At 56.6% G+C, this 13,892-nt stretch carries 9 protein-coding genes; 4 read left to right on the top strand and 5 right to left on the bottom strand.

The genetic code is table 11. From position 1 onward, the window contains the following. Window positions 1-44 precede the first annotated feature (44 nt). The gene (locus PR018_RS17915) at window positions 45-1,091 is read left to right on the top strand and encodes a substrate-binding domain-containing protein (protein WP_142832307.1); all 1,047 of its coding nucleotides are present in this window, start codon (window positions 45-47) and stop codon (window positions 1,089-1,091) included. Between the two features lie 68 nt (window positions 1,092-1,159). Next, complete coding sequence (locus PR018_RS17910) at window positions 1,160-2,371, top strand: acyl-CoA dehydrogenase family protein (protein WP_142832308.1); 1,212 nt, start codon at window positions 1,160-1,162, stop codon at window positions 2,369-2,371. 126 nt (window positions 2,372-2,497) lie between these two features. On the opposite strand, the gene PR018_RS17905 is transcribed toward PR018_RS17910, so the two are convergent. Then, entirely contained in the window at window positions 2,498-3,715 is a 1,218-nt protein-coding gene (locus PR018_RS17905; protein WP_142832309.1) for an SfnB family sulfur acquisition oxidoreductase, read from the bottom strand. A 375-nt stretch (window positions 3,716-4,090) separates the two neighbouring features. Between PR018_RS17905 and PR018_RS17900 the strand changes: the two genes are divergently transcribed. After that, a complete protein-coding gene (locus PR018_RS17900; protein WP_279621450.1) occupies window positions 4,091-5,518 on the top strand; it encodes a mannose-1-phosphate guanylyltransferase/mannose-6-phosphate isomerase in 1,428 nt (475 codons plus the stop codon). A gap of 573 nt (window positions 5,519-6,091) precedes the next feature. Then, complete coding sequence (locus PR018_RS17895; protein ID WP_162854794.1) at window positions 6,092-7,006, top strand: recombinase family protein; 915 nt, start codon at window positions 6,092-6,094, stop codon at window positions 7,004-7,006. A 959-nt stretch (window positions 7,007-7,965) separates the two neighbouring features. Here the strand turns inward: PR018_RS17895 and PR018_RS17890 are convergent. From PR018_RS17890 to repA, 4 genes are all read right to left on the bottom strand, one after another. Beyond that, complete coding sequence (locus PR018_RS17890; RefSeq protein WP_142832358.1) at window positions 7,966-8,277, bottom strand: KTSC domain-containing protein; 312 nt, start codon at window positions 8,275-8,277, stop codon at window positions 7,966-7,968. Between the two features lie 1,998 nt (window positions 8,278-10,275). After that, window positions 10,276-11,490 carry a plasmid replication protein RepC gene (gene repC, locus PR018_RS17885; protein WP_142832359.1) on the bottom strand — a complete coding sequence of 405 codons (1,215 nt, stop codon included), beginning with the start codon at window positions 11,488-11,490 and terminating at the stop codon, window positions 10,276-10,278. A 153-nt stretch (window positions 11,491-11,643) separates the two neighbouring features. Further along, window positions 11,644-12,681 (bottom strand): plasmid partitioning protein RepB, encoded by a 1,038-nt coding sequence (repB, locus tag PR018_RS17880; protein ID WP_142832360.1) that lies wholly within the window; start codon window positions 12,679-12,681, stop codon window positions 11,644-11,646. Continuing rightward, window positions 12,678-13,847: a plasmid partitioning protein RepA gene (gene repA, locus PR018_RS17875; protein ID WP_142832361.1), complete on the bottom strand. Its 1,170-nt coding sequence runs from the start codon at window positions 13,845-13,847 to the stop codon at window positions 12,678-12,680. Before repA ends, repB begins: the two co-directional genes overlap by 4 nt. Between the last annotated feature and the right edge of the window lie 45 nt (window positions 13,848-13,892).

Here is a 13,892-nt window from a genome sequence, read left to right as displayed (position 1 = left end):
CGACGCCCCGATGGACCCGACAGACATGCAAAAGGAATGCGAACATGAGATCTTATCTACGGCTCGCCGCCGGCGCCGCCATCCTTCCGCTGCTGATGAGCCAGGCCGCTACGGCCGGTGGCATTGCGGGCGCTCCGGCGCCCTTCGACAAGGGTGGCGTCAAGCTGGCCCTTATCAGTTACATCTCGGCCGGTGATTTTTTCCAGGCCTACCAGGCCGGGGCAGTCGCCCAGGCCAAGGCGCTCGGCATCGACCTTCGTGTCTTCCCGGGACGACAGGATGCGTCGGAACAGCGCGAGCAGATCCTGCAGGCGATCAATCTTGGCGTCCAGGGCATCGTCGTCGACCACGGCCTGCCCGAATCGCTCACAGACGTTGTGCAGCAAGCACTCGACAAGGGCGTCAAGGTGGTTGCCTTTGACGTGAACCTCAACAATCCCAAGATCCCGCAGGTAGAGCAAAGCGACCATGCTCTCGCCAAGCAGGCACTTGAACAGGCCGCAAAAGAAAATGGCACCGCGTTCAATGCGGCCTACGTCTATGTTGCCGGTTTTGCGCCTCTCGACCGCCGTAACGAGGTCTGGGAAAAATTCAAGGCCGACAATGCCGGCGTCGTCGAGAAGGCGCGTTTTGGCAATGTCAGCGATACGACGGCAACGACGACCGCTGACCAGGCAAAGGCGGCCCTGACGGCAAACCCGGACATCAAGGTGGTCTTTGCGCCCTACGATGAATTTGCCCGTGGCGTGAAGCTGGCGGCCGGCGATCTCGGCATCAAGGACAAGATCCGAATTTATTCCGCCGACGTTTCGACGGCCGACATTCAGGAAATCACCGAAGAGGGTAGCCCATGGGTTGCCACCGTCGCGACCAACCCGGCAGTCGTCGGAGCGGTTTCGGTCCGCGCGGCGGCCCTGGAGATCGCCGGTCAGCCCGTCCCCCACCAGATCACGGTCGAGCCTACCCTCCTGACCCAGGCGGCTCTTCGCGCCGCCGGCGTTAAGACAATCGAGGACCTCGCCGCTAAGCTGCCCGCCTTCAATACAAGCGGCGCGGCCACCGCCAGCTGGATCCCGCAGGCATTATTCTGATCATCTGCGGTGAGGGCAGGGCGTTTCGTACGCCTTGCCCTCCGCACTTTTCAATTGGAGGATTTGAGATGAGCCAGTCGAATGTCGTCTTTGCAGCGGCCCACGGCATCGGGCGCGAAGCGCTATTTTCAAGGGCATTAGAGCTTTCCGCAGATTTCGCGCGTCGCGGTGCGGAACTCGATCGTGATGGCCTGCCGCCTATCCCTGAAATTGTCCGGTTAAAGAACGCCGGTCTTCTCAATGCGCTGCACGCGGCCGAGATCGGCGGGGGCGGGCTCGACTGGATCGATGCCCTGAAGCTTGTGCGGATCGTTGCTCGTGGCGAAAGCTCGCTCGGCCAGCTGCTTGGTTACCACTACGTCAACAGCCAGTCGATCTACTGGTCCTTCGCCGACCAGTCGCGCGCCAAGGCGCTCGGCGCCGAGACGGTTGCGCGCAGCCTCTACTGGGGCGCTGCCGTCAATCCGCGCGATCCGGGGCTGGTGCTCACGCAACGCGGCAACGGCTATGTGCTAAACGGCCGGAAAACGTTTTCGACCGCTGCCCGCGTTTCCGACTACATCAACGCCAACGCGCTTCTCGACGGACAGATCGTCAACTTCGCCGTTCCGACCGACCGGCCCGGCTATATCGCCAATGACGACTGGGACAATATGGGCCAGCGATTGTCGGACAGTGGCAGCGTGGAGTTCCGCGATTTCCCGGTCTATGAGGGCGATTTCGTCGCGCCGCCTGCGGATGCCGATGCGCCGCCGCCCGTGCTCGCTACCTTCAATACGCCGCTCATTCAGCTGGTGTTCGTGAATTTCTACCTCGGTACCGCGGAAGGAGCATTGGCTGCGGCGCTGGATTATGTTCGCACGACCACGCGTCCCTGGATCACCTCCGGCGTTGCTCGTGCCGCCGACGATCCCTATATCCTGGAGCGGGTCGGCGAGTTCACAGCATCCCTGAAAGCCTCGGCGGCTTTAGCCGATCTCGCCGCAACCGCTGTCCAGGCAGCCCTGTCGCGCGGCCACGATGCAACCGCCCGTGAACGCGGTGAAGCGGCGGCTGAGGCCTATGCTGCCAAGGTTCACGCAACGCATGTTTCGCTCGACATCACGTCGAAAGTCTTCGAGATCATCGGCGCGCGCGCAACGGCCTCGAAATATCGTTTCGACCGCTACTGGCGCAATGTGCGGACCCACACCCTTCACGACCCAGTATTCTACAAGGCCAGGGAAGTCGGTGAATTTGTACTCAACGGGACCATCCCGGAGGTCAGCCTCTACAGCTGATCGATAGTCTAGGAACAGCCGGAAGGCCTCGTTCGGTAAAGCGAGCGAGGCCTTTTCAGATGAACGCGGTCCGATATCCGTAGAACTTCCCGCAAGACTGCGAGGACGTTTGTATCCGGAACTTCTCTATAGCGCGCCGCTCCTCGGCGGCTTGACGCCGTTCAGATGGTAATTGCCGACGACGTGATATTTCCAGCGGACCGGGTCGTGGAGAGTATGGGTGCGGGCGTTTCGCCAGTGGCGATCCAGATTGAGGCCTGCGCGCGTCGAGGACGTACCTGCGAGCTCAAACAGCGTCGTCGATGCCTCCAGGGCAATTTCGGAGGTCAACACCTTGGCTGTCTCGACGGCCAAGGTCGCATCTATGGCATTTGCTTCCGTAGGATCGACCTGGGCGCTGTCGATCTTTCGCCCGGCCCGCTCGACGACGGCAGACGCAGCCTCGATGCGGATCGCGATCTGGCCCAGCTTTGCAATTGTCAAAGGGTCGTCCGATGCCCGGTCGACACCGCTGTTCGTCCATGGGCGTGACTGGCTATTGACGAACGCGATGGTGTCCTGGAAGGCAGCGCGGGCGATGCCGAGATCGATGCCGGCGTGAATGATCTGGCCGACAGAGCCGATCGTGGTCGCCCGTTCGAAACCTTTGTGGTGCGCAACGACGGCATCGGCCTGCACATAGACATTGTTGAGGATAGTGGTGCCGCTGCCGGTGGTTCGCTGGCCAAAGCCATCCCAGTCATCGATAATCTCGATGCCTTCCGTGCCCCTCGCCACGAATGACATCGTCAGCCTGTCGTCGGCATCAAGTGCAAAAATCGTAACCCAGTCGGCAAAAAGGACGCCTGTCGAATAGAACTTGCGACCGTTGATACGATGGCCGATGCCGTCCCTGGTGATGCGGGTATTGTAATGGCCGACCGTTTTGGTGCCCTTTTCCGATAATGCATTGCCGAACCGGTCGCCTGACAGCGCCCGACCGAAGAAAAAGCGTTTCTGCTCTTCGCTGCCGTCGACGCGCAGCGCTTCAAGAATATAAAAATGGTTCTGGGGGATCTGCCCGATCGACGCATCCGCTTCTGCAAGGATGGCGGTGACCTCGGCCAAGACAGCATTCGAGACATCGAGACCGCCATACTCGGATGGCACGGTGATCGCGAGCAGTCCGGAGCGCGACAAGGCATCCATCTCGGCGAAAGGCATCGTCCGCTCCAGATCTCGCGCGGATGCCGTTTGGGCAAACACCTTTGCAAGCGTTCGCGCAGTCGAGATCGCGTCTTCCTCGCTCTTCAGCGCAGGCACCGGGTCCCCATTGTCTCGATTAAGCAGCCGTAGTTCGCCCATAAGCTTTCCTCCCGTCGCATTTGCGTGCAAAGGTACGGACCAGCCATTCGCCTTAAAAGTTAAAACCACCTATTTTATAGACGTAGTGGAGAAATTCTGACTTCATTGTGCCGGCTGCCCATTGGGTTCAGCGGGATGACATAGATAGCGTAAGCTCCACAAGACCGGACTGCAGCCTTAACCTTGTGTCTCATTTGATCGACAAATAGACAATGAACGATTGGAGAAAGCGGAAGACACGATACAGTCGTCGTGCTCGCATGCTTTTGACGAGCGACACAAATCAGCGTTCGTAGATGCCGGAGCCAGACAGCGGCCAGGGCGGCCTCGCCTGCAGAAATTCATCGACGACAAGTTTTAAAGAGGATCGAATTCATGGCAGCAAAAATCGTCCCGGTCATCATGGCCGGTGGCAAGGGAACTCGATTGTGGCCGCTGTCGCGCGCCACGGCGCCAAAGCAGTTTATCCAGTTCGTGGGAGACCAGACACTGTTTCAGAACACCCTGTCGCGCGTTTCCGACAGGGACCTTTACGAAGCGGCCATCGTCGTCACCAATGAGGAGTTCCGTTTCCTCGTGGCCGAGCAAGCCCGCGAGCTCGGCATCGAACTTGCAGCCGTGCTGCTCGAGCCGGTTGCCCGCAACACGGCCCCCGCCGTCGCAGCCGCAGCCGCTGTGGCGAGCGATCTTTTCGGCAAGGATACCATCATCCAGGTTCTGGCCTCCGACCACGAGATCACGGCAGACGCCACCTATTTCGATTGCATCCGCATCGCCCGTGCCACGGCGGCGGAAGGCAAGCTGGTCACCTTCGGCATCACCCCGACCGAGCCTGCCACCGGCTACGGTTATATCGAAGTCGGAAAGTCGCTGGCCTCTGGCGCCCATGCGGTCAAACGCTTCATCGAGAAGCCACCCGTCGACAAGGCCGAGGCGATGCTTGCTGCCGGCGGCTTCTACTGGAACTCTGGCATCTTCGTTTTCCCGGTGACGCCACTGCTGGCGGAGCTGAACGAATTTGCACCGGCCGTGGTCAAGGCGGCCAAGGAAGCCCTTGCCAAGGGCGTTCGCGACCTCGACTTCACCCGTCTCGACAGCGAGGCGTTTTCCAAGAGCCCCGACATATCCATCGACTATGCCGTTATGGAAAAGACGTCGAACGCCGCCGTCGTGCCTTCGTCCTTCCTGTGGTCGGACCTCGGCAGCTGGGATTCGGTGTGGAAGGTCGGCAAGCAGGATGAGAACGGCAACGTGTCGGCCGGCAACACGACGCTGGTCAACACCAAAAACTCTCTCGTCATGACCCACGGTACTCATCTTGCCGTGCAGGGTCTCGAGAACGTCGCCGTCATCGCATCCGAAGATGCCGTCTATGTCGGACATCTGAAGGACAGCCAGGACGTCGGCAAGCTGGTCAAGCTGCTGGCCGGCCACAAGAAGACCGCGACGCTCACCGAAACCCATCCCACGTCCTATCGCCCCTGGGGCGGCTACACGTCGCTGATCAAGAGCGACCGCTTCCAGGTGAAGCGCATCTTCGTGACGCCTGGCAAGAAGCTGTCGCTGCAGAAACACCATCACCGCTCCGAGCACTGGATCGTCGTCAAGGGAACGGCTGAAGTCACCATCGGCGACAAGGTGCAGGTCGTGCGGGAGAACGAGTCCGTCTACATCCCGCTCGGCGAAGTCCACCGCATGGCCAATCCGGGCAAGATCCTGCTGGAGCTGATCGAGGTGCAGACCGGCTCCTATTTCGGCGAGGACGACATCATTCGCCTTAACGACGAATTCGGCCGCACCTGATAGAAATATTTTGCGATCGTCGGTGGCGGCGTGAGCAATAGCCTGATGGCCGACCCGTAACCACGGGACCGGCCGGCGCTTGGCCAGAGGGAACGGGCATCGAGACGCTCTCGGTAGAGAGCCGTCTGAGGCGCCCTTCGTGCCTTGATCTCCCTTTGCACATCGCCAAGCGTCGAATGACGCTTGTATGTCCCAGGCGGCGCTCGCAATGTTTTCCCGCAACGACCCCGCGCACTGCGTCGACTTCTGCGTCAAAGCAAGATGACGGCGCGGCGCCGCCTGTGAACAATCAGACCTGGTCACCATTTGCCAAGCTGCCGTCATTCCTGTGGTTCAAGCAGCATTGCTGACTTGGTATCACCCTGATGCGTTCGCAAAGTCTTAGGCGCGAGTTTCCTCACAAGCCGTCACCAGGCGATTTTATGCCCTTTGCTTCTCCACGCTTCACGACAAAGGCGTTTTGCCGCTCAGGAGGCCGTATACGAGTATCAAAAACTTACTTGTAATGGGGCGGTTACTGATCCACATTGTTTGTACAGTAACGCATCGAGCCAATTGGGAGGACGCACGACTGTGATCCAACGTGCATCCAGCGACCTGTTGAAGCGGCAACGGATCATCGGCTATGCCCGCACTGCGAGCGATGAGCAATTTGAGGACACACAGCAGGCGGAACTGCTTGCAGCGGGTTGCGAGCGGATCTTTGATGAGCGTCCGTCTCATCCCTCTCACGGTCATCCCGTCCTGACGAGACTGCTCGGCGAGCTTCGGGCTGGCGACACCCTCGTCGTCGTGCGCCTCGACCGACTGGACCTCTCGCCAAGCTCCTTGCTGCTACTGATGGAGGACTTCGAGAAGGGTGGCGTTCATCTGCGCTCAATGATAGATATGATTGACACTTCTCCTCCCCATGGCATTGCGTGTCTTTCAATTGTTCGGGCGTTGGTCCAGCTTGAGAAACGGCGTGGCAGCGAAAAGACCAAAGCTGGCATAAGGGCCGCAAAGAGCCGAGGAAAGCTAGCTGGAAATCCGGGTCTACGGGATCGGCGGCCGGACGCGATCCAAGCTGCATCGAAAGCACGCGATAAAAACTATCTTTCCCAGTTGGTTGGCTCGGCAGATGTCTGGCTGCCGACAGTCAAGAAGCTTCGACCGGATCACAGTTGGGATAATGTCGTTCGCGTGCTCAACCGTCGTGGCATGGACTGGACTGTCGAGCGCCTCCGGCGCGCTGTCCACAGGATGGCCCGGGCCAATCTCGCCGATTCGGCCTTGCTCACCCGGTCACCACGCCGCACGCCGGACGATCGCCTCATGACGCTCATTGCTGCAATAGCGATTGCCGATCCGACCTTATCGCTTCGAGGGATTGGGGCTCAATTGGAATTGCTCGGCGAGACACCGCCCCGCGGTGGCCGAAAGTGGCAACCATCCTCGGTTCGTCATTTTCTCGACGAGGCCCGCAGGTTCGGGCTGATACGCGACTGAGAGCAAAAAGGAGATACCGGATAAGCACCTTCGCCCTTACCTCAGCATCCAGAAAAATGAATTTTCACTTTGTCGCACCCGCCTTCTTGCAGGTATCAAATTCATCCACGCAAGTTCCCAGACATCTCATATGCTGGTCGTCATCTTTCTCGGAGTCGCATATATCGAAGCAAATATCTGCTCTGATGCGACATTGATTTTCGATCTGTAGGCCGCCACTCCGTGTTGACTTTGGAGTAACGGTCGTATCGGCATTTGCGCTCAAAGCAGAAAGGCTCACTACCAGAATCATACAGGCAGTACGAAATTCTGTTCTTAACATCCGTCGGCACCCGCTGGTACATTCTCAACTCAACGAAGATCATCGTCCGGGTCGGAATGTGTTGGCATCATCTTCCCTAATCCAAACCAATTGGCAAGAATTAATAGTAACATCAACTGGCATTCAAAATTTATCGGCGGTTGCCGATAATCGCACCGACTATTGGAATCGAGAAAACATTTCAATTTGACTGCGCGACGTTGGCGCCATTTACTTGTGATGCATTGATTTTTAATGCGGCGGTATTTTCCCATTTTTTTTAAACAGGAAGTACCAAAGGAATTTCCGCGGGACTACAACAACTAAAATGCAATACGCGCAGATGATGCTTGATGCAGCATACTGCCAGCAGTCAACTTGTCGGAAGATGGACAATCTGGATAACGCCGCCGGAAGCGGATTGGCGTCGAACTCAAGGTGGGTGGATATGAGGGAGGGTTGCCCACCAGCATTGCCACTGGGCAACAAGTGGGTGGGGTTACCGAGGCGACATCACCAGGTCGAGTATAAGAGCGATATACCTCGAGGTACATTGGATGGTTCAGCGCAACACGTGGACGTGCCGGCCTGACATTTCGCGGGATGCATCGAAAAGACATGTGGCCAGCCTGTCTTTTACATCAATGCACATCGCCAGCTAGGAATAGACCGTCAGGTTAACATCAGCAGGCGAGGTCGTTTCAACACGCTTGATACGCCTGAGCAACAAGAATTTGACGAGCAAGTTGGACAAGAGTTGCGGCCTGAGCGCCGCCCTTAGATATTTCTCATAGAACACGCCAGGCGTCGGATGCTCCGCAAAGGCCTTCACAAGCTCAAATGGTATGCTGCCGTAAACGCGGGTCTTGCCGTGCGCCGTGATAACTACAAGTCGGTTGCTCGCGAATTCATAGTGAACCGTCCGTACCGCTCTCGACTTAAAGTTAACTGTCAGGATTTCTGCGTCCATTGGATAAACCCCCTAGTATCGACTTATAATGCACTGCAACACAGAAAGTTCAAGTGTCATGAAATGACGCCAAGGGCTCGGTGCGCTCGAATCCAATGGGCCCGCGGGAAAAAGCAGGGGTCTCACCGCGCTTTACTCTGCCTTCACTGGGAAAATAGTTTCTTTATTTATGGCAATTATCGACTTTAACGCTCCATCCCTTGTTTATTGACTCAAACAACTGGAAGCTATTTAAAACCTTATTTCGAAGCCCTCACAGGCTGTGAGCAACACCGGTACTTTTACCCAATGCCGGCGTTTCAAGGCGTTCGATGACAGTGAGAGCCGGTGTAATTTCAAATCTCGAACTTCCACGACTGGAGAATGCCAGAACTAGTCCCATTGCAGTGGCGTTACTTGGAACGAAACAACCCGATCGGGTGCCTCCTCAAGCAGATTGTTTAATTCCCCAAGCGGCGATCTACGGCGTCCACTGCTGCTACCCGCGCGAAATAGGCCGGGAAACCTCACACTAACGCCGCGGGATTATTTCAAGAGGTCAGACCACGGCCGCCAGCATCCCATTCGTAAACTCGCGTCGGGGGCTTGTGTTCTTCGGCTTCGTGTCATTTCTGCCAATGAAAATTCCCCTCCATCTGGCAGACAAGCCAAATGCTGGGGCGCTCGTTTCTGGTCATCAAGTTGAATGCCGCCTTTCCTTGGGAGTTACGTCCTCTCTGTTCGTCATGCAACCGTCCGCTTGACAAGGACAGTGCTCTGGAAAAGCGGAGACCGACAGAAGCGCCGCACGAACGTAATGAATGCTGGCGGGAAGGAGCAGTCAAAAGAGCGTCCAGCATCCTGAGAGGACCGATCTGTCGGGCACCGGCTCCGCGCTTTGGCCGTTTTACCCTCGGTTGCGTATCGACTTCAACCGTCATGCGAACGTGGCGGCGCACGTGAGAGCAGTAACGTAACGCTCATAGCGTCACCCACACTTGTCTAGTCTGCGTCACAATCCCGAGGCGTCGCCACCCAACATGACCTGCTTGGCACTAGCTACCGTCTTTCGGCCGAAACAAGGAAACGTCTGGCGCTTATCATTTTCCCTGGCGCTCATTGCTCCTAGCGTATGCGACTGCAAGGCAACACTTTTTTGGTGCCTTTCGCTTTCAACTTCACCGGCCTTGCCAGCTGGCTGAGAGCGTTGCTTGTTTCGTAGGAACATGAAATTGCGCAAGAACTCTCTCGCCGTCGTGGGGATGAAAAAATCCTTGCGTTGGACGACGATGTCGTTGTCTGCATTTTATGGCCCGCGGAGCAGCGCAGTCCCAACTTAACACGGCGTCCACACGCCAATGCGTGAAGCACACATGTCTCCTCCCGAGAATTTGCCCACAGGGGGAATGCCGCTTACCGCGAGGCGGCTGCAAAGGTATGGGTGAAGAATTGCGATGCAATGTCGAACAGTCTCCGGCTTAGCCGCTGAGTAGAATGAATTTAGGCTTCTTGCTGGCCGCTAGTCTAAGGCCTGTCGTCGAACGGCGCCGTCTGACCAAGGGCGTGTTGCTGGCCCATAGGTTGCTGCAATATGGAGTTCCGAAACTGCACGGAGCGCTTCGTTCGCACCTCTTATGGAGGTTCAGTGGGCACATGCTTGGGGTTCTGCCTGTAACTCTCTCAACCGTTCGGGAAATCCTATTCTTTCGGCTGACTGCTCACTGTGTAGGACCAGTCTGGTTTCCATTGCGTTGTCGGCCTTTCGGAGCCTCGTTGGGGTCCAGTCATGTCGCCGTGCGATGTTCCGGCGTTCACATTGGTTACCCATGCTGTGGGCACGGGATAAGCTCGTCTTGGCATTCCGATCGTGCCTGTGACCCTCTTTGTTTCGTGGGACGAGGGGGTTTTGAGAAGTCACGGGACCGTTTAAATCGCGATTGACTGTCCCTTGGGCTGATGAAATGCGCAGTTTGCCGCGGCAAACTCCTAAGAGGGGAAAGTTTGCCGCGGCAAACTTTGCTAACCAAACGAGTGTTCCTCGCCAATGCTGGATTTAAGAAGCGCCATAATCATGGGACCGAGGGAAAATCGCCCCTCTCTCGCCCGCCCGGTTAGACTTCGAAGGTATCCGCCCGCAGAAGTAATAAAATTTGTGCGCTGTAAAATGCATGAAATCGTTGCAGCTGCGTTTTCTGGTCCCATAAGTTCGCATGCGTCCCGATAAGCAGACGGGCTGACTCCCAGCATAGACTTGACGACGACGGCCGCATTCATAAGCTCACGCCAATTGTTGATGGTCCCTCCTGGGCCATAGTCCGAGATAAGTGGGCACGCTCGCAAAATTGTTTCCAAAGGATACATCGCCCGTGCATCTCTTGGCGTGCTTTCGCTTCCAATGGCACGCCGTTGTGCGGTTTGTTTCATAGGCGGTTCAAATTCAATAGTAGAGTCAGGATCTGAATTCTGTATATGCCGGTCATTTTGACTGTCATTGCCGTTCATTTTTCCAGGATTAACCAACAAATGCAGACGGTTGATAAGATCGGCCTCGAGCATTTCCATCTTAGCTAGAGAAGCCTCTATTTCTGTAATCGTGGGTGAACGGGACATGCGGCGGACAATACCCAGATAGGTGTTTTCCATCTCATACCAATTCCCTTCTGCCCCTTCTTCGATCGCGGCTGTGAGGATCTTACGGACGTTACGACGGCATATCGTCAAGTCGGCCTTTGCCTTTCGCAATGCGTCTCGTTTGGCGGCCACTTCCTCGGCCAAACACAGAAACTCATCGGCTCTGGCGAGCAATGGGGAGAGATCGAAGCCGAACGCAGATTCTATGGCGCCGGATCTGTCCTTGCGGGCGTAGCGCTTGCCGTTGGCGCTGTCCTTGCGGATAATCAGACCCTTCTGGACCAAGGCGGCAATATGTCGGCGGATGGTTGCATCGGACATCTGGTGGGCGCGCAGGGCAAGTTGAACGTTCGAAGGGAACACAACGAGCGCTCCATCCTGACGCAACTCTGCGTCAGGATGGAAGCTCAGCAGCGCGTTCAGAACTGTAAGGCTGCTAGATTGAAGGCCAAGCAGTGATTTTCCTGCCGCAATGTCGCGAAACACCTTCCATTTGTTTGCTGATTTTCCTGGTTTGATTTCCACAGCCGCCATCTGCCGTTTGATCAAGGCAAGCGTCACTGGCCGCCGCCCAAAGGGCGTCGTTACGCTTTCTGTGTGCATTATCTCTTACCTTTCGATAGGCAAAAGAAATCCGCTCACCAAAATGGTGCCGAGACTCTTGACTGTTTTTCAGGGAAGTGCGATTCTGTGTTTGCGGACTACAGAAGGGGCTTCCATGACGGCAACGTTTTGGGGGCCTTTTTCTTTTCCGGTCTACTCTCCGTTGCGTTGATGTTCGGCACTTTTCGATTTAAATTCATCGTAGAGTGCAGGTACTTGGTTCAGCAAGAACGCGGCGAAATCGGGCGCGTCTTTCGTGCTTATTGAGATATCCAGCGTGGCTTTGCCGTGTTTAATTAGCCCAAGACGATGCTGCCGGGGGCTTGTCCAAGGCTCTGCTGTTTGCCGCTCCGCGTTGGGCCTCAATTGTTTCAAAAGAGCCTTGAACCGCTCGTCCGATGGCAGACCCCGCACATCTTCGCTTTCGCTGATATTGATTGCCCTGTCGAGGTTGTTTCCTACGGTCAAATAGTCGGCAAATTCCATCCAACTACGACGACCTATGCCCGGAGCGGGACCGATCGCATCTATCAGCTCTCTTGGTATCTTGGCGACCACGGACAGCATGACCGACAGATCCCCCTTCTGAACAGAGAGGGCTGACATGATCACGTCCCGGGCAAAGCGCGCCTTCAAGCGATCAGCAAACCTAGCTTTTTCAATGTAGGTGAGATCCTGGCGCTCATTGTTTTCTTGTCCCTGCGCAACCACAAGCTGATCGTCGCTGAGATCGCGGACGATTGCCTTGACCTTCAGTCCGAGTTCTGCAACGGCACGAAGGCGCCGATGGCCAAACGCGACCTGGTATCGGCCTAGGACATCGGGGTGAGGGCGCACAAGAATGGGTACTTGTTGCCCTTGCTCACGAATTGAGACCACTAGCCCGTCTATGTCGCCGGGCATTCGGTCTTGTAGAAACGATGCGTCAATTGTACTGGGATCCATATCAATGACCGATTGGCCGGCGAGCAGGCGCTTCTCGATATCGTCGGCACGCGCCTGACGCTCGCGTTCCAGTTCAAATGTCGAGCCGACCTGTTTGACGATCTTGTTTTCTGCTTTCGGCTGCTCAACGAGAGACAGCCTATCTTGCGGCTCGGGCATGAGTGGCAAAGTGCGCGGTTTGGCCTGGCGCGTTGTTTCGACGCGGCCAATGTTCTGCGGAATTGGCAAGATGTCTTTACGGCTCATGCTGCCCGTCCCCATGCTTTCCTGATGAGAGATTCAATCTCTCCGTTTACATTGTTCATCGCCTCCATGGCCCGATCATACGTCGCCCGCGTAAACGCAGCACGCTCAACCTCAAACAGCGTTTGATTGGTGAGGCCAGCATCAGAGACAGCTGTGGTCTTGAGCATGGGGTGGATCAGCACGTTGTCGCCGAACATGGCGCGAAGATAGCCGACCATTTGGTTTTGCGGCCCATCGCTCGGTTCGAAGCGCGTGATGAGGTAACGCATCCATTTGTAGTCGAACTCCGCGCCGTGTCCTGCGATCTCGCGCAAAAGATCGGACATCATCGATAAGAACTGGTTCATCGACATCACGTCCAGCATTTGCGGGTGAACGGTCACCAATAATGAGGTCGCGGCGGCGATTGCAGACAGTGTGAGATAGCCAAGTTGCGGCGGACAATCCACGACGACAACATCATAGTTGTCTTTGACCGAGGCGAGGGCTGCCTTCATCCGCTGGAAGAACATAACATCGCCGGGCTTTCGCTTCATCAGCGCACGCGGGGTGTCATGCTCGAATTCCATGAGTTCGAGGTTGCCGGGCACGAGATGAAGATCGGGAATATACGTCCCCCTGACGATTTCGTGCATGGGCCGAGGGGCCTCGTAGCGCAGCGCACCGTAGAGCGTCTCTCCCTCGCCGACATCCGTCTCGGGCTGAACCCCTAGGAGGGTGGACAAGCTTGCCTGCGGATCGAGATCGATCGCAAGAACGCGATAGCCCCGCAACGCCAGATATTGTGCGAGATGTGCGGCGGTCGTGGTCTTGCCGGAGCCACCCTTGAAATTCATAACGGAAATGACCTGTAGATCTTCTCCATTGCGACGGTGTGGAAGATAACGCCGACTTCCGCGGCCGACCTTGTCCAAATGATTGCGGATTTTATGCATATCCATCGCTGAATATGATCGCCGGCCTGCTGGGCCGGTGCTAACGTCGAGATCGTCGGCTAAGTCGTTCGCAAGGGTTCTCAGGTACACCTCTTTCACACCGATAAACCTTGCGGCTTCAGCCGGCTGAAAATAGCGGATCGTTTTATCCGCATGGGGCGGAAAGACGCTTAGATGATGGGCCTGAAGCTGACTTGACAGCGTATCGGAATGCCGCTCGATAAGCCCCATGAGACTTTCGTCTGCGGGCGGGATGTTACCAATGAGTTGAGCCAT

The sequence above is a fragment of the Rhizobium rhododendri genome, assembly GCF_007000325.2.
In the GTDB taxonomy this organism is placed as follows: Bacteria; Pseudomonadota; Alphaproteobacteria; order Rhizobiales; family Rhizobiaceae; genus Rhizobium; species Rhizobium rhododendri.
Note: the sequence above shows the minus strand (reverse complement) of the source record. Positions and strands in the feature narration are given on the sequence as shown.